Genomic DNA, 16,781 nt, shown 5'->3' on the forward strand with positions numbered 1-16,781 from the left:
CCGCCACCCGGCCAGCCACTCGACAGTGCATTCGACGCAGCGCAACGCGCTCAGTTGATTGACGCGGTGTGTGCCGAGCCCACCCACTTGACGAAACTCGCCACGCCCGGCCCGCGCCGGAAAAAACTACCGCCAAACCTGCCTGCGCCGCAGGTACCGGCAGCGCTGTTGGCCCAGGTGAGCGCACTGCCTCAAGGACAACCGACCAACACCCTCAACCATTTGCAACTCACATATGACGCGGTCTCCCCGATGGCGCCAAGTGCCGTGATCAAAGACACGCCTATGGATTTGTACCTGCAGCCAGGTCCTGCTCGCGGCATATGGCGCGAGCAGGCAACTGGCGCATTGAGTAGTAAACAGGTGAGCGTCCGCTGGCGCGGGTTGATCGAACTGGCCGCGACGAGCGACGCCGGGCTCGATGGCCTGCCCGCCCAAGAAAGTCGCCTGACGAGCATCGATTTGGTTGGGGACTGGCAAAACCTCAAGCCTGGCAGTGCTCTGGGCTACAGCAAGACGTTGGCTGCCAGCACGGGCAAACCTTTCGTGCAGAAGTTTGAATGCTCGGTGGGTGAATCCTTTCCTGCGGCACAACACTTCGCCTCGCTGCTGGGGCTGGCGCGCAATGTGACGTGCAGCGCAGACAATGGACTGAAGTCCAGTAGCACCTATCTCTACCTGGAGGCCTATGACCTGTTCGTAAAAACCGCTGAAAGGTCCATGCTGCTGGTCCAAGTCAGAAAGCTCAAGGCAGCGCAATAACGGGCAATCCTTAGCAATCCGGTGGAACGGATCGGTACTCAGCCCGTCAGTAGCTCGAACCACTGAGGTGGCGTCATCTTCGTCACCATGATCAGCACAATGACAAACATCCCCAAAAATCCAAAAACGCCCATCCAGAACCATTTTTGATACACGGATGAGTATCGATCATCGAGCGCCCTCCCATCCCCAACCGCGTTCGAAGCCATCACGTATAGCCGCTTCTGGAGCACCAGCACCGGAAGCCAGAGCGCGCCCACGCAAAGAAAGATGATCAACGACGTCATGATCCATGCAGTGGTCAGGGGAAGTCCGGCCAGCCTCAGCAGCAGGTAGCCCGTCCCTATCTGAATAAAGCCCGCCGGCGTGGTAATCCAGGTGTCGAACTGGACGACGGTCCTGGCCACGTGGGCAATAACCTGAGGGTTGGCGGTGCGGCTGGCAGCGATCAGGTAGAGGTAGGACCCCATGCCGAAGCCGAACAGGAAAATGGCAGCAATGATGTGGAGGTACTTCAGGCAAAGATAGAGCATCTGTCAGCCCTGCTCGTCAGAGAAGTGTACAGACAGGCTCAAGTTTTCGGGGTCGTTGATGGCAGCCATGTATTCATCGACGGTAATTTCACCCACGCAGGCCCGAGCACCGGGTGCGGGCAGATACCCTTGGGCGATTTTTGCCGCCAAGGCAACGGCTGCACAGCTGGGAATTTCCGGCCCTTTGTCGTTCATGGCGGTGAGCTGCACGTTCATCGACAGCGGTTCGCCATCGGCACCGATGCCCTGGACGTCGATGTACATTGCGCTTTTGCCATCGCCAAATCGTTCGAACCAGAGTCCCCACCGATGAAGCCTGGCGGCCCAAGGGGCATGGTCACGCACCATCCCCATCCTCATTGCCTGGGCCAGCAGATAGTTGGCAACGCCGCCAAGCTTCAGGCCTGAGCCGGCCTTGAAGCTCAGGGTCTGCGCACCATAGCGGCTGGCGAAGATATCCATGTCCGGCACGTCGACATTGGCCAGTACCCGGGTTCCCATATAGCGCATTCTGCGAAGCGTCAGATCCTGCCATCCCAGGACCTCATGTACCCGGCCACTCCTGAGTTGCTTGATCGGCTTGCCTGCATAGGCCAGAACACCTTCGACGGTGGACAACCCCGGCATCTTGGCCGAAGAGGAAATACCATGCTCGATCGTGTCGATGCGTTTAAAGCGATGCCGCTGCTGATCGATGAGGGCCGCCGAGAGCGTCGGCACTGAGCTGCAACCACTGAGGACCGCGACGCCTGCCTGTTTTGCCCGGGCGTCGAGTGCACCAATGCCGGTGACGAAGGCTCTGGAATCGGACAGGTCGCAGTAGTTCACGCCCGCGTCGATGCAGCTCTCGGCAACGGCATAGGATTGCCCTTGAAATGGGCCGCCGGTATGGATGACCCATTGGATGTTCATCAAGCCCAGGACAGATTTGAAGCCCGCGCCCAAGGCGTCGCCGCACCAGCTTTCACACACAGTGCCCGATTGAGCGTTCAATTCATCGACTTTGCGCTGCAGTTTTTGGGCGTCGCGCCCCGAAATCACCAACTGTACGCCTGGCATCACCACCAGGTGCCTGGAGACGATACTGCCGAAGTTTCCATACCCGCCGACCACCATGACTCTGAGCGTCATTCCTTCCGTCCCTAAATATTCGATGAAGCCCGCAACCTTGCCACAAGGAAGGCTCGGTGGTGTACCCATTGTGGCGGGGGAGCTTGCTCACGATGGTCTTTGTAGGAGCTGCCGAAGGCTGCGATCTTTTGATCTTGATCTTGATCTTGATCTTGATCTTGATCTTGATCTTTCGCTTTTGACTCAATTGTTTGGGACAAGATCGCAGCCTCGTTGCACTCGACAGCTCCTACAACAGCTCCTACAACAGCTGCTCCTACAACAGCGCCTTCGACAGCTCCTACATCGCCGCATTGGCCCCCTGCTGATACTCCCGAGGCGTGCAGCCGAACTCGCGGCGAAACACGGTGTGCAGGTATTGCGCCGATTTGAAGCCACAATTCTGGGCGATGTCGGCAATCGGCGCGTCGGTGTTTTCCAGTCCGTTGGCGGCGGCGGCGAGTTTGAAGCGCAGGATTTCGTCGTGGACGCTGCAACCGCGCTCCTTGCGAAAGTGCGCTTCCAGCGATGAGCGCGACACTCCCACATAGGCCGCCACCTGGGCCGTCTTGATGCCCTGGCAGGCGTATTGGCGGATGAAGAGCAGCGCCTGCATGACATAAGGGTTGCCCAACGGTTGATGCAGGCTCGATACCTGAACGTTGATCGCATCCGGCGGTATCAGGATCTGCGTGCCCGTGGAAGGCATGCCGTGCAGCATCTGATGGAGCAGGCGCGCGGCGGTGCGGCCCATGGTTTCGGTGCCCTGGATCACCGAGCTCAGCGGCACCCGCGTCAGGCTGCGGGTCAGGGGATCGTTGTCGATGCCGATCAACGCCACTTGCTCGGGCACGGCAATCCCGGCGGTCAGGCAGGCTTGCAGCAGCTGCCGGGCGCGGGCGTCGCTGACGGCGATGATGCCGATGGGTTTGGGCAGGCTTTGCAGCCAGGCGATCTGCTGTTCGACGGCGCTGTCCCACAGCGGTGCGCTGGTGCCCATGCCGCGATAGACCTCGGCGTGCAGGCCGTCGCGCTGCACCAGCCGGCGGAAGGCCTTTTCCCGTTCCTGGGCCCAGCGATTGGCTTGTGCTTCAGGCAGGCTGAAACAGGCAAAACGCGTCAACCCGGCCTCGATCAGGTGCTCGTAGGCCAACGTCATCAACGCATCATTGTCGGTGGCGACATAGGGAATGCCCTTGGGGTAGGCGCGTTCATCCTGGTAAGAGCCGCCCACCGCCACCACCGGCAGCTTGATCCCGGCCAGCGCCTCGCCGATCAGTGGGTCGTCGAAGTCGGCGATGATCCCGTCGCCCTGCCAGCGCTCGATGCCTTTCAAGCGACAGAGAAAATCCTCCTCGAGGAACAAGTCCCAGGACGCACGCGTGCTGCTCAGGTAATTGCCGATGCCGCTGATGATGCCGCGGTCGTAGATCTTGCTGCCGTTGAACAACAGAGCAATGCGGTGAACGGGCGGGACGGTTTTCATTGGTTTAACCCTGTGCCGGTCGACACAGACTAGGCGTGCAGCCGACGAATCTCAATACTCAAAATCGAACTGCCCATTGGTGATTTTCATAATCAGCAGCCACAGGGCCGGCGTTAGTATCGAGACACCGCCAAGAATAAAAAGGAAATTGCACATGCCGTACTTCCCCGGTGTCGACAAGATTCGCTACGAGGGCTCCAACAGCGATTCACCGCTTGCCTTCCGTCACTACGACGCCAACAAAGTGGTGCTCGGCAAACCCATGCGCGAGCACCTGCGCATGGCGGTCTGCTACTGGCATACCTTTGTCTGGCCGGGGTCGGATGTGTTCGGTGCCGCCACGTTCAAGCGCCCGTGGCAGCACGCAGGGGATCCCATGGAGGTGGCCATCGGCAAGGCCGAAGCGGCCTTCGAGTTCTTCTCCAAGCTGGGCATCGACTACTACTGCTTCCACGACACCGATGTCGCCCCGGAAGGTAACTCGCTGAAGGACTACCGCAACCACTTCGCCCAGATGGTCGATCACCTGGAGCGCCATCAGGAAGAGACCGGGATCAAGCTGTTGTGGGGCACCGCCAATTGCTTCAGCAACCCGCGTTTTGCCGCCGGCGCCGCCAGCAACCCGGACCCGGAGGTGTTTGCCTGCGCCGCCGCCCAAGTGTTCAGCGCCATGAACGCCACCCAGCGTCTCAAAGGCTCCAACTACGTGTTGTGGGGTGGCCGTGAAGGTTATGAAACCCTGCTCAATACCGACTTGAAACGCGAGCGCGAACAGCTGGGTCGTTTCATGCGCATGGTGGTCGAGCACAAGCACAAGCTCGGCTTCAAGGGCGACCTGCTGATCGAGCCCAAGCCCCAGGAGCCGACCAAGCACCAGTACGATTACGACAGCGCCACGGTGTTCGGTTTCCTGCAACAGTTCGGCCTGGAAAACGAGATCAAGGTCAACATCGAAGCCAACCACGCCACCCTGGCCGGGCACAGCTTCCATCACGAGATCGCCACGGCCGTCTCCCTGGGTATTTTCGGCAGCATCGACGCCAACCGTGGCGACCCGCAGAACGGCTGGGACACCGACCAGTTCCCCAACAGCGTCGAGGAAATGACCCTGGCCACCTATGAAATCCTCAAGGCCGGGGGCTTCGGCAATGGCGGGTTCAACTTCGACTCCAAGGTCCGGCGCCAGAGCGTGGACGATATCGACCTGTTCCACGGCCATGTCGCCGCCATGGACGTCCTGGCCCTTGCCCTGGAACGCGCGGCGGCCATGGTGCAGAACGATCAGTTGCAACAGTTCAAGGACCAGCGCTATGCCGGCTGGCAGCAACCGTTTGGCAAAGAGGTACTGGCCGGTAATTTCAGCCTTGAAACACTGGCCGAGCATGCCTTCGAACACGAGCTGAACCCCCAGGCCGTCAGCGGGCGCCAGGAGATGCTCGAGAACGTGGTCAATCGGTTCATCTACCCCTGACAACGGGCAATGGTCGGGGCACAGGGGCTGTTACATTCGCGCGACAAATCTGTGCCCATGGCGCCCTGCAACGCTCTACAGTTCTACCCGGTATCACGCTCATCGTCAGGCAGTGTCTTTCAAACAACAATAAAAGGACGCACCACATGAATACATTCAAACGTACCCTGCTCGCCGGCGCCCTCGCCCTGCTCTCGCTTCCGGTCATGGCCGATGCGGCCCATCCGAAAATCGGTTTCTCCATCGATGACCTGCGCCTGGAACGCTGGTCGCGGGACCGAGACTACTTCGTCGCGGCGGCGGAAAAACTCGACGCCAAGGTCTTCGTCCAGTCCGCCGATGCCAACGAGCAGAAGCAGATCTCGCAGATCGAAAACCTGATCTCCCGCGGCGTCGATGTGATCGTCATCGTGCCATTCAACGCCACCGTGCTGACCAACGCCATCGCCGAAGCCAAGAAGGCCGGGATCAAGGTCGTGTCCTACGACCGACTGATCCTCAACGCCGATATCGACGCCTACATTTCCTTCGATAACGAAAAGGTCGGCGAGATGCAGGCCAGCGGTGTGCTGAAGGCCGCGCCCAAGGGCAACTACTTCCTGCTCGGTGGCGCCCCCACGGACAACAATGCCAAGGTCCTGCGTGAAGGCCAGATGAAGGTGCTGCAACCGGCCATCGACAAGGGTGACATCAAGATCGTCGGCCAGCAGTGGGTGAAGGAATGGAACCCCACCGAAGCCCTGAGCATCGTGGAAAACGCCCTGACCCGCAACGACAACAAAATCGATGGCATCGTCGCCTCCAACGACGCCACCGCCGGCGGCGCCATCCAGGCCCTGGCCGCACAGAAAATGGCCGGCAAGGTGCCGATCTCTGGCCAGGACGCCGACCTCGCAGCGGTCAAGCGCGTAATCGATGGCACCCAGACCATGACCGTCTACAAGCCGCTGAAGCTGATCGCCTCCGAAGCCGCCAAGCTCTCGGTACAACTGGCGCGCAACGAGAAACCCACCTTCAGCTCGCAATACGACAATGGCAGCAAGAAAGTCGACACCATCCTGCTCACCCCTACTGCGTTGACCAAGGACAACATCGACCTGCTGGAAAAGGACGGGTTCTACACCAAGGCGCAAATAGCCGGGCAGTGACCTGACCAGTCAATCAAGCCCCCTGTGGGAGCGAGCTTGCTCGCGATGACGGCAGCACATCCAACATTGATGCAAGCTGAACCGCCGCTATCGCGAGCAAGCTCGCTTCCACAGGTCACATGGCTTGACTGCCTGCCCCACTGCTGATGTGTGAGCCCTTTTTCATGAGTCCTTGCCATGCCCGACTACCTGCTGCAAATGAACGGTATCGTCAAAACCTTTGGCGGTGTCAAAGCCCTGAACGGCATCGACATCCAGGTCAGGCCGGGTGAGTGTGTCGGCCTGTGCGGTGAAAACGGCGCCGGTAAATCCACGCTGATGAAGGTCCTGTCGGCGGTCTACCCCTACGGCACCTGGGAGGGTGAGATTCTTTGGGACGGCCAGCCGCTCAAGGCGCAATCGATCAGCGAAACCGAAGCCGCCGGGATCGTCATCATTCACCAGGAGCTGACCCTGGTTCCCGACCTGTCGGTGGCTGAAAACATCTTCATGGGCCACGAAATCACGCTTCCCGGCGGACGCATGAACTACCCGGCGATGATCCACCGCGCCGAAGCCCTGATGCGTGAACTCAAAGTACCGGACATGAACGTCTCGCTGCCGGTATCGCAGTACGGCGGTGGCTACCAGCAACTGGTGGAAATCGCCAAGGCGCTGAACAAGCAGGCGCGGCTGTTGATCCTCGATGAGCCCTCCTCGGCCCTGACTCGCTCGGAAATCGAGGTGCTGCTGGACATCATCCGCGACCTCAAGGCCAAGGGCGTCGCCTGCGTCTACATCTCCCATAAACTCGATGAAGTGGCCGCCGTGTGCGACACCATCTCGGTGATCCGCGACGGCAAACACATCGCCACCACCGCTATGACCGACATGGACATCCCGAAGATCATCACCCAGATGGTCGGACGGGAAATGAGCAACCTCTACCCCACCGAACCCCATGACATCGGCGAGGTGATTTTCGAGGCGCGCCACGTCACCTGCTACGACGTCGACAACCCCAGGCGCAAACGGGTCGACGACATTTCATTCGTGCTCAAGCGCGGGGAAATCCTCGGCATCGCCGGACTGGTCGGCGCCGGTCGCACGGAACTGGTCTCGGCGCTGTTCGGCGCCTACCCCGGTCGCTACGAAGGTGAAGTCTGGCTGGACGGCCAGCCCATCGACACGCGCACGCCGCTCAAGTCGATCCGTGCCGGCCTGTGCATGGTTCCCGAAGACCGCAAGCGCCAAGGCATCATTCCAGACCTGGGCGTGGGACAGAACATCACCCTCGCAGTGCTGGACAACTACGCGAAACTGACCCGCATCGATGCCGAAGCCGAACTGAGCAGCATCGACAAGGAGATCTCGCGCATGCACCTCAAGACCGCGAGCCCGCTCCTGCCGATCACCAGCCTCTCCGGTGGCAACCAGCAAAAAGCCGTGCTGGCGAAAATGCTCCTGACCAAACCCCGCGTGCTGATTCTCGATGAACCCACCCGCGGCGTAGACGTCGGCGCCAAGTACGAGATCTACAAGTTGATGGGCGCGCTGGCAGCCGAAGGCGTGTCGATCATCATGGTGTCCTCGGAGCTGGCCGAAGTATTGGGGGTTTCCGACCGCGTGCTGGTGATCGGCGAAGGCCAGTTGCGCGGCGACTTCATCAACCACGAACTGACCCAGGAACAAGTGCTTGCCGCCGCGCTCAGCCATCCCGATGGCCATAACAATAATGATCGGAAGTCCGCGTAGATGAATCAGGTCAAACAACTCTTCAGTCGCTACAAAATGCTCGCCCTGGTGATCGCCGTGGCGATGATCTGGCTGTTCTTCAGCTGGCAGACCGACGGTGGGTTCCTGACCCCGCGCAACCTCTCCAACCTGCTGCGGCAGATGTCCATCACGGGCATTCTCGCCTGCGGCATGGTGCTGGTGATCATCAGCGGCGAGATCGATCTGTCGGTGGGCTCATTGCTTGGGCTGCTGGGTGGCCTGGCGGCGATTCTCGATGTGGTCTATCACATCCCGCTGCTGGCGAACCTGAGCCTGGTAGCCCTGTGCGGCTTGGTAATCGGCTTGGGCAATGGCTACATGACCGCCTACCTGCGCATCCCGTCGTTCATTGTCGGCCTGGGTGGCATGCTCGCGTTTCGCGGCGTCCTGCTGGGGGTGACCGGCGGTACCACCATTGCCCCGGTGTCACCGGAACTGGTCTACGTTGGCCAGGGTTACTTGCCGCACACGGTCGGGACCGGGCTCGGCATCCTGCTGTTTGCCCTGACGCTGTTCCTGACCTGGAAACAGCGACGTAACCGTGCCCTTCATGGCCTGGCGGCCCACTCCCTGGGACGTGACGTATTGCGCGTGGTGGTGATCGGTGCGGTGCTGGGCGGGTTCGTCTATACCCTCAACAGCTACGACGGCATCCCGGTGCCGGTGCTGCTCCTGCTGATCCTGCTGGGCGTATTCAGCTACGTCACCAGCCAGACCGTGTTCGGCCGACGCGTCTATTCGGTGGGCAGCAACATGGAAGCCACGCGCCTGTCCGGCATCAACGTGCAGGCCGTGAAGCTGTGGATCTTCGGCATCATGGGCGTGATGTGCGCCCTCGCCGGCGTGGTCAACACCGCACGCCTGGCCGCCGGTTCCCCCTCGGCCGGCAACATGGGCGAACTCGACGCCATCGCCGCCTGCTTTATCGGCGGCACCTCCATGCGCGGCGGCTCCGGCACCGTTTACGGCGCCCTTCTCGGCGCGCTGGTCATCACCAGCCTGGACAACGGCATGTCCATGCTCGACGTCGACAGTTATTGGCAGATGATCGTCAAAGGCAGCATCCTGGTGCTGGCGGTATGGGTGGATGTGAGTACGCGCACGGGGCGGCGTTGACCTGTACTCGTCACTTGCTGGCAGACGCCATCAGCACACCGAAACCCAGGAAGGTGATGCCCGACAGTTTGCCGACAATCCTGGCGCCCTGGGTCGAGGAGAGCCAGCCCCTGGCGCCATTGGCCATGAGCGCATAGCCGCCATGCACCAGTACGACCAGCACGCTATAGGACGACACCAGCAAGAAGAACTGGCTGTAGTAGTCACCCGCCGGCTTGATGAACAGGGGAAACACAGCCAGGAAGAAAAACCCGGCCTTGGGATTGAGCAACTGGATCGACAACGCCTCGACGAATCGCCGCCACGGGCGCGGCGACGTGGCCTGGAGTTCGGGAATAAAGCGCTGGGTACGCCACATCTTGATGCCCAGGTACAGCAAGTACAGGGCGCCGATGTATTTGAGCACCGTGAAGGCCGTCGCCGAGGCGGCCAGGATCAACCCCAAGCTGCTGGCGCAAATACCCGCCACGATAAACGCGCCCGACGCGATCCCGAAGATACCCGGCAACGCACCGCGCCAGCCATGGCGCAAGGCGTTGGTAATCGTCAGCACTACGCCGGGGCCCGGGCTGAGCACCGTCAGGGTCGCCAGGATCAGAAAAAGTCCGTAACCGGCCATGCATCACTCCACATTCAGGGCAAATTGCTGTGGCCTTCAGGGTGGCGTGGCACCGGGACGCTGACAAACGCTTTAATTGCACCGCCTATGTGACTAAATTAGACACATGATCGCCAACCTCCCCCCGTTGAACGCCGTCCGCGCCTTCGCCGCTGCCGCTCGCCACCAGAGTTTCAGCCGCGCCGCCGAAGAACTGCACGTCAGCCACAGCGCCGTCAGCCGCCACGTAAAGTTGCTCGAAGAGCGCTTGGGCGTGCTGCTGTTCGAACGTCGAGTCCGGCAGTCCGTGCTCACGCCCGCCGGCCGGGCTTTCTACGAAGAGGTCAGCGAGGCACTGACCCAGATCGCCAACGCCGCCACTGCACTGACCCGCAGTGCTGCCCAGCGCAAAGTGACCATCAACGTGCGCCCCTCCTTCGCAGTGCGTTGGCTGATCCCGCGACTGCCCGACTTCATGGCGCTCCATCCAGACATCAAGCCCGACGTCGTCACCAGCACGCGGCCTCCCGATCCATCACGGGAAACGTTCGACGTGGTCATCCGTCGCGGGCATAGCGGCTGGTCGCCGCATGTGCAGCCCATGGTATTGCTGGAAGACGACCTGCTGCTGGTCGCCGCACCGTCGTTGCTGCAAAGCGTGCCATTGCAAAACATCCACGACCTGGCCCGGCACACCTTGTTGTCGGGCAGGACGCGCAGCAGCGATTGGCAAGACTGGGTGGAGCACGCAGGGATCGATCCATTGAACCACCCGCCGCCCCTGCAATTCGATCACATGCACCTTGTGCTGCAGGCCGCCGTCGATGGGCTGGGCGTGGCGTTGTGTCCGGCTTCGCTGCTGGGCAGGGATTTGTCCAACGGGCGCCTGACCTGTCCGTTGCCGGCGTTGCGCCTGCCGTTAGCCCGCTATTACTACGGGGTGTCCGGGAATGCGGTGGCTGAGACGCAGGTTTTTGTTGATTGGTTGTTGACTCATATTCATCAGGGTTGGGATGGGCGGGGTTTCAGTCATTCAGATCCAGTTGGCAGTGCTGCAAATAGCCAGCCGCATCCAGGGTAACGGTCAAAAAACGTAGCGCTCGGCAAAAGACGGGATGACATTGGTCATAAGGTAAATCGTCGAAAGGTGCCCAAAAGAACTCAAAGGCAAGACCGCCGCCGTCACACGTGTTGTATGTCCATCGCTCGGGGAGTGCGATCCTTGGGTCACATAGATGGAACGACCATACTTGGGCAAGGTGGTCAGCGTCCCAACATCCGAGATCAGCCGAGACTGTCGCGCAGTCGATGCCAGCCTCCTCATTCAGCTCTCGCAGTGCGGCCTGCCAGGCAAACTCGCCGACCTCAATCGTGCCCTTCACAATTTGCACACCTGCCAACGGATGATGGAACAACAAGATTCGCGGCGGGTGAGAATGGGAAAGAATGATGGGACAAGCTTTGTTTGGACGCATCATGTTTTCCAGAGAGAAGGCCAGGTTGCTTAAGGTTTCTCAAGCAATGTCGGCTCAACGCAATCCGACAAGACTAGCCATTCAAAGCTGGTTTCGCGGTAGCTGTGCTGTTGTTTGTGAGGTGTGAAATCAGTATCAAGAGTGGCTACGGCAACCGATATCCAGTCTGGAAACGCACCGTGAGGGTCAGACCAGAACAAGCTTGAACCGCAGGCCCCGCAGAACTGCCGTTTGACGCCAGTTTCGGATTCATACAACCTGAGCACGTTTCCATTTGCCGAGATTTTCAGTGATGCAGCCGGAACGCTGGCATAGGTTGCGAACGCAGCACCATGAGCTTTCTGGCAGCGCCTGCAATGGCAATGAGTCAACGCCTTGAGCTTTGCCGAAATTTCGTAACGTATCTCGCCGCATAGGCAGCTTCCGTGGTGACTTTCATTCATCCTTGACGCTCTGTTTAAACTTGGGCGGGGACTCTAGCGCAATGATCGCTGAGGGCCAACACATTGGGCAAGAATGTCCGAGAGCCTAGGTCGAAGCGATGCCGATGTCTAAGCCCCTGAGCCGCTTTGCCCTCAACTTCCAACAACTGCTTCCGGATCAGTAACTTTAGTCCAGTGATTGAATCAACACGACAACTGACGGTACGGCAACTGCTAGAACTTCCTTCAGCGATTCTGCAACTGGAGGCAGAATCTGTTACAGAGGGTTTTAGGTTTCTTACTCGCTTGATCACCGATTGGAGAGACGGGTCCAATCGATTCGATCAACCTGGAGAGTGCTTTCTAGGAGTCTTCGACAACGGGCAACTGATTGCTGTTGGCGGACTTTCATGTGATCCCTATGTCGCCCCGAGTGTCGGGAGGTTGCGAAGGGTATATGTCACGCGAACCTCAAGGGGCCTGAAGGTGGGCAGGTTTTTGGTGGAGCATCTCTTGGAACATGCGGCATCACGGTTCCAAGCGGTGCGCCTGTCTACAGACACACCAGAGGGCGCAGCCTTTTACCTGCGCTGCGGATTTCGGCCGGTAGAAGATGATTTTGCGACCCATGTCATGTCATTTTCAGATGCCAGGTAATCAGGACGAAAACACTCATGCTCATCGAACCTTTCTCCATCAACATCCCTGACAGCGCTCTTGAAGACCTTCGACACCGCCTGTCGAACACGAGGCTGCCTGAGCCCTTGGCCGACCAAGGCTGGAGCGAAGGCATGGACATGGATGTGCTTCGGGAGCTTCTGGCCTATTGGTCGAACACGTTCGATTGGCGTGCCCAGGAAGCCGCGCTGAATCGCCTGCCGCAGTTTGTCAGCCACATCGGCGGGCAAAGGGTCCACTTCATTCATCAACGTGGCGTCGGGCCGAATCCGATGCCATTGATCCTCACCCATGGTTGGCCCGGCTCGTTCATCGAGATGCAGCGCATCATCCCATTGCTGACGGACCCGGCCCGCCATGGCGGCGATCCTGCGGACGCCTTCGATGTGGTGGTGCCGTCGCTGCCCGGCTACACCTTTTCCGCACCGTTCCAGCAATCCGGCATGGGGCCTTATGAGGTCGCCGGTTTATGGGCTGAGTTGATGACGGGGTTAGGCTATGACCGGTTTGGCGCCCAGGGTGGGGACATTGGTGCTGGCGTGTCGACGTGGTTGGGCGTGCGCTTTGCCGAGCGGGTGACGGGCATTCACCTCAATTACATCCCGGGTTCCTATCGCCCTCCCCTTGGCGAAACCGAACCCGCGCTGACCGAGGCAGAAACCACCTTCCTGCAACGCGCCGGGGCCTTTGCCGATACCGAAGGCGCCTATGGGCACATCCAGCGAACCAAACCGCAGAGTCTGGCCGTGGGCTTGAATGATTCACCGGCGGGACTCTTGGCGTGGATGGGGGAAAAGATCCTGTCCTGGTGCGATACCCAACCCGCCATCGATCGTGACTGGCTGCTGACCAACGTCACGCTGTACTGGCTGACGAACTGCATCGGCTCGTCGTTCCGCCAATACGTTGAAGGTAGCAAGCGGCCGTTGCTGTTCAACCACGGCGAACGGGTGAAGCCCCCGGTGGGTGTCGCGCTGTTTCCCAAGGAACTGCCCCTGCCGCCGAGGAGCTGGGTGGAGCGCTGCTGCGAGGTGAAGCGCTGGACCGAGATGCCTCGGGGCGGTCATTTTGCCGCGTTGGAGCAGCCGGAGTTGTTGGCGGAGGATATCAGGGCTTTTTTTCGCGGCTGTCGCTAGAAAAATCTGAAAATACTCGCCGCAAGCCTCCTGGGGGAGCACGGTTCCTGTGGGGGCAAGGCTTGCCCGCGATGAAGACGACGCGGTCTTCCGGGGAACCGAGGTGCCTGCATCGCGAGCAAGCTTTGCTCCCACAGCAAGCCGTACACTCCAGTGGTAGCGGCAAGAAGCGCTCCGAAAATCTCGTAGGAATTTACCTCTGTGGCGAGGGGATTTATCCCCGCTGGGCTGCGAAGCGGCCCCAAACCAGGCACCTCTTTTCGCCAGGTACTCCGCTGGTACCGGTTTTACGACTGCTGCGCAGCCGAGCGGGAGCAAGCTCCCTCGCCACAGGGGACGGGGGCGTCCTACAGGTCGGTTGTGGGTGCCGGGATCGACTTCTATAGTTGGGTCGTCGCTGGCTTTGGCCGGTGGCTGGGTTTCGCAGCCCTCGATGAAAAAGATCTAATACCGTCAAATGAAATTCAGGCAAACTTGCCCGCGTTCATTTTATGGCGGTTGTGCGCGGGAGACTTTCGGGTCTGCCGAGTTTTTGGATTCTTTCCTCGGTCTGCGAACCCTCGCGCAACTGCCACCCATTTGATTCGCAGCAAAAAGGTGGCATTTCTTCTTTCTTAAAAGGAATTCAACCTCATGACAACTCACTCATCCAGCCGCTTCACCCCTCTCACCCAAACCGCCACCACCCACCCCGTCCTGCTGATCGACACCCTCACCAACGTCGCCCGGATCCTGGTGCAGGATGTGGCGGATGTGTTTGGCGTGATCGAACAGCGCGGCCTCGAAGACTAGCCAGCCCCTGTCCCTTGGTCCAAACAGGGGCCGTATACATCTGCGCAAGCAAGACTTGCCAGGCTGGATTGCCTACAGGTACTGTCAGGCCATGAATCTTGCTCAGATCGCCTCGACCACCATAATCACGACCGCCAAGGCGGGTCGTGAGGTGTCGTGAGCCAATAACACACGCATCTCAAAGGCCCGCCAGCGATGGTAAGGGCCTTTTCTTTTGCCCTTGCGTCACTGGCCCAAACGCAAGGAAAGCACCATGCACGCGCTGTTGATTCTCGATATGCAAGTTGGGTCGTTTCACGGCCCGGATAAACCCTGGGCTGGCGAAGCGTTGCTGGACACATTGAATGGCTTGCTGTTCAAGGCCCGGAGGGCTGGCGCACCGATTTTCCTGGCTCGCCACGTAGGCCCGCCTGGCTCGCCCATCGAGCCTGCAAGCCCGCTGACGCAACTGGTGCAGGAACTGCAGTTGGAAGGTGATGAAGTCATCTTCGAAAAAAATCGCCCCAACGCCTTCACCCTGACGGGCCTGGAAGAGCGGCTAAAGGTTTGTAACGCTGAAGGCCTGGTCATCGCCGGTATGAAAACCCAGTATTGTATCGACAGCACATGCCGAGCCGCCCGGGACCTGGGGTTCGACGCGGTCCTGATCGCCGACGGTCATACCTGTTCCGACACGCCTGAATTGAAGGCAGAAATGATCGTCGCCCATCACAACGCAACCCTGGCAGGCGCCTTCTGTCGTGTCGTTCGCGCTGAGGACTGGTGCTTCTAAACTCCATCAGAAGATCGGCTCACGTTGGGCCGGTCTTGTTCAACAAGCGGAGCTCACAGCATGGACCCGTTGCAACCCTCGCAATGCACAAACATGGAGGACATCCGACGCGAAATCGATGCCCTCGACCAGGCCGTCATCACGCTGCTGGGCAAGCGTTTTCAATACGTGCTCGCGGCCTCGAAGTTCAAGACATCAGCCACTTCGGTGCAGGCACCGGAGCGTTTCAAAGCCATGTTGGCGACACGACGCGCATGGGCCGAGGCCGAAGGCCTGAGCCCGGATGCCATCGAAAAAATGTACAGCGACCTGGTGCATCACTTCATTGCCGAAGAAATGAAACGCTGGACGGCCCAGCAATCCGACACCTGATCGTCCCCCCCATGGAGTTGCGAAGCGGCCTCAAACCAGCCACCCCGCTTCGCCAAACACACCACATGCACTGCTTTTACAGCCTTATCGCGGGGACAAAGCGCTCGGCCGTACCTGGATGCTTACAGCGTCTCGGAAACTTTCTTGAACACCTCTTCAGGCACCCACCCCTTCCAATCAGCAGTATGGTTGCGCAAGTAATAACGCGCCGTTTGCTCGGGGGTTTCTTTGTTGGAGACCATTCGTGTTGCCAGCGTCCGGATGGTATCGGTACCAACGAACATCGACTTCAAGAAAGGGATGACTGCCTGATGCTCTTTGGCGAATTTAGCTGACGTATATTTATTGAGGGCGATATCTGCGTATGCGCACGCTTGTCGACTCCCGACGCCCTCCTTGAACTGGGCAAGGCTATCGCTGATGGCGTCCCAGCAGGCTTCGCTGTAGGTAGGCTCCTCAAGGCGTGTAAGGGCCAGTTCACCCATCAGAGGGCTAGGGTCCCAGTAATAGGTCATGAAGGGCTGGCCCTTCTCGTAAGCTGAAATAATCGCGGCGTTGAGCGCTGACTCAGACTTGAGTTCCACTGGCGTAAAAGAGCGATCCACCCCGTAAGTGGCCATTTTGATCAGGTTGATTTCCCGACACGCCCAACTACTGATGCAGTTTAACCAAGTGGCCTTGCCTGATCCCGATGCGCGCTTGAATACCTCAGCATACTTGGGAAGGTCTTCGACACGTTTCAGATCAGGGGTCGTAGGTTTGATTCCACGCTTGGCATCGCCCTTGATCATGTATGTGGGCACATAGAATGCCTGCGTGAGACGCTCATAAGTGGGACCGAAATCGAGGATGGCTTTTTTTGCCCTCTGATCCTCGACCCACTGAGGCATCAGCGACGTAAACATCTCCATATTGATGTCGATGTCGCCCGTTTCCATCGCTTTTTGCATTTGCGCGATATCAAGACTTACCGACTCTACGTTCATGCCGTATCCATGCTTGAGGATGTACATGGCGATATGGTTGTCGATCTGGATATTTTCCCAGCCACCGTCGTAGAACCGGATCGAGCGAGCGTCAGATGACGCGAACGCCAAGTGAGCGGTCAGGCTTAGAACGAAGCACAGTGCAGTACGTACGAAAAATGAAGGCATT

Annotated in this window: 18 protein-coding genes; 11 read left to right on the forward strand and 7 right to left on the reverse strand. The window is 59.4% G+C overall.

The window, feature by feature from the left end; all coding sequences use genetic code 11:
* Nucleotides 1-54: 54 nt before the first annotated feature.
* On the forward strand, nt 55-762 hold the full coding sequence (locus GFU70_RS15210) for a hypothetical protein (protein ID WP_153388347.1): 708 nt from the start codon (nt 55-57) through the stop codon (nt 760-762).
* A 38-nt stretch (nt 763-800) separates the two neighbouring features.
* Here GFU70_RS15210 and GFU70_RS15215 read toward each other — a convergent pair whose 3' ends face one another.
* From GFU70_RS15215 to GFU70_RS15225, 3 genes are all read right to left on the reverse strand, one after another.
* Complete coding sequence (locus tag GFU70_RS15215; protein WP_058545257.1) at nt 801-1,295, reverse strand: DUF2269 family protein; 495 nt, start codon at nt 1,293-1,295, stop codon at nt 801-803.
* A gap of 3 nt (nt 1,296-1,298) precedes the next feature.
* Nucleotides 1,299-2,426: a saccharopine dehydrogenase NADP-binding domain-containing protein gene (locus GFU70_RS15220; protein ID WP_058545256.1), complete on the reverse strand. Its 1,128-nt coding sequence runs from the start codon at nt 2,424-2,426 to the stop codon at nt 1,299-1,301.
* Between the two features lie 280 nt (nt 2,427-2,706).
* A complete protein-coding gene (locus GFU70_RS15225; protein WP_116642106.1) occupies nt 2,707-3,891 on the reverse strand; it encodes a XylR family transcriptional regulator in 1,185 nt (394 codons plus the stop codon).
* Nucleotides 3,892-4,045: 154 nt separating this feature from the next.
* Here GFU70_RS15225 and xylA point away from each other — a divergent pair, with 154 nt between their 5' ends.
* The 4 genes from xylA to GFU70_RS15245 all read left to right on the forward strand — a co-directional run bounded on the left by xylA (nt 4,046) and on the right by GFU70_RS15245 (nt 9,381).
* Nucleotides 4,046-5,362 carry a xylose isomerase gene (xylA, locus tag GFU70_RS15230; protein WP_058545254.1) on the forward strand — a complete coding sequence of 439 codons (1,317 nt, stop codon included), beginning with the start codon at nt 4,046-4,048 and terminating at the stop codon, nt 5,360-5,362.
* A 146-nt stretch (nt 5,363-5,508) separates the two neighbouring features.
* A complete protein-coding gene (xylF, locus tag GFU70_RS15235; protein WP_058545253.1) occupies nt 5,509-6,510 on the forward strand; it encodes a D-xylose ABC transporter substrate-binding protein in 1,002 nt (333 codons plus the stop codon).
* 177 nt (nt 6,511-6,687) lie between these two features.
* Nucleotides 6,688-8,244 (forward strand): D-xylose ABC transporter ATP-binding protein, encoded by a 1,557-nt coding sequence (gene xylG / locus GFU70_RS15240; RefSeq protein WP_153388348.1) that lies wholly within the window; start codon nt 6,688-6,690, stop codon nt 8,242-8,244.
* Nucleotides 8,245-9,381, forward strand: coding sequence for a sugar ABC transporter permease (locus tag GFU70_RS15245; protein WP_058545251.1), 1,137 nt, complete (start codon nt 8,245-8,247; stop codon nt 9,379-9,381).
* Nucleotides 9,382-9,391: 10 nt separating this feature from the next.
* Here the strand turns inward: GFU70_RS15245 and GFU70_RS15250 are convergent, their stop codons facing one another.
* On the reverse strand, nt 9,392-10,000 hold the full coding sequence (locus GFU70_RS15250; RefSeq protein WP_153388349.1) for a LysE family translocator: 609 nt from the start codon (nt 9,998-10,000) through the stop codon (nt 9,392-9,394).
* Nucleotides 10,001-10,106: 106 nt separating this feature from the next.
* On the opposite strand from GFU70_RS15250, the gene gcvA reads away from it, so the two are divergent.
* Nucleotides 10,107-11,060: a transcriptional regulator GcvA gene (gcvA, locus tag GFU70_RS15255; protein ID WP_153388350.1), complete on the forward strand. Its 954-nt coding sequence runs from the start codon at nt 10,107-10,109 to the stop codon at nt 11,058-11,060.
* Here the strand turns inward: gcvA and GFU70_RS15260 are convergent.
* Together GFU70_RS15260 and GFU70_RS15265 are read right to left on the reverse strand one after the other, a co-directional pair.
* The gene (locus GFU70_RS15260; RefSeq protein ID WP_413468820.1) at nt 11,005-11,457 is read right to left on the reverse strand and encodes an NUDIX hydrolase; all 453 of its coding nucleotides are present in this window, start codon (nt 11,455-11,457) and stop codon (nt 11,005-11,007) included. The two genes, gcvA and GFU70_RS15260, sit on opposite strands and share 56 nt — an antisense overlap.
* A gap of 26 nt (nt 11,458-11,483) precedes the next feature.
* Nucleotides 11,484-11,897: a GFA family protein gene (locus GFU70_RS15265; RefSeq protein ID WP_153388352.1), complete on the reverse strand. Its 414-nt coding sequence runs from the start codon at nt 11,895-11,897 to the stop codon at nt 11,484-11,486.
* Nucleotides 11,898-12,071: 174 nt separating this feature from the next.
* Between GFU70_RS15265 and GFU70_RS15270 the strand changes: the two genes are divergently transcribed.
* The 5 genes from GFU70_RS15270 to GFU70_RS15290 all read left to right on the forward strand — a co-directional run bounded on the left by GFU70_RS15270 (nt 12,072) and on the right by GFU70_RS15290 (nt 15,626).
* The gene (locus GFU70_RS15270; RefSeq protein WP_153388353.1) at nt 12,072-12,533 is read left to right on the forward strand and encodes a GNAT family N-acetyltransferase; all 462 of its coding nucleotides are present in this window, start codon (nt 12,072-12,074) and stop codon (nt 12,531-12,533) included.
* Nucleotides 12,534-12,550: 17 nt separating this feature from the next.
* Nucleotides 12,551-13,690 carry an epoxide hydrolase family protein gene (locus tag GFU70_RS15275; RefSeq protein WP_153388354.1) on the forward strand — a complete coding sequence of 380 codons (1,140 nt, stop codon included), beginning with the start codon at nt 12,551-12,553 and terminating at the stop codon, nt 13,688-13,690.
* Between the two features lie 633 nt (nt 13,691-14,323).
* Entirely contained in the window at nt 14,324-14,482 is a 159-nt protein-coding gene (locus GFU70_RS15280; protein WP_193034247.1) for a hypothetical protein, read from the forward strand.
* 253 nt (nt 14,483-14,735) lie between these two features.
* Nucleotides 14,736-15,254 (forward strand): isochorismatase family protein, encoded by a 519-nt coding sequence (locus tag GFU70_RS15285; RefSeq protein WP_058542714.1) that lies wholly within the window; start codon nt 14,736-14,738, stop codon nt 15,252-15,254.
* A 60-nt stretch (nt 15,255-15,314) separates the two neighbouring features.
* Nucleotides 15,315-15,626 carry an isochorismate lyase gene (locus GFU70_RS15290; RefSeq protein WP_153388355.1) on the forward strand — a complete coding sequence of 104 codons (312 nt, stop codon included), beginning with the start codon at nt 15,315-15,317 and terminating at the stop codon, nt 15,624-15,626.
* Nucleotides 15,627-15,748: 122 nt separating this feature from the next.
* Here the strand turns inward: GFU70_RS15290 and GFU70_RS15295 are convergent, their stop codons facing one another.
* Nucleotides 15,749-16,780, reverse strand: coding sequence for a glycine betaine ABC transporter substrate-binding protein (locus GFU70_RS15295; protein WP_058542716.1), 1,032 nt, complete (start codon nt 16,778-16,780; stop codon nt 15,749-15,751).
* Nucleotide 16,781 lies beyond the last annotated feature (1 nt).

Source organism: Pseudomonas brassicacearum, assembly GCF_009601685.2.
Classification (GTDB): domain Bacteria; phylum Pseudomonadota; class Gammaproteobacteria; order Pseudomonadales; family Pseudomonadaceae; genus Aquipseudomonas; species Aquipseudomonas kilonensis_B.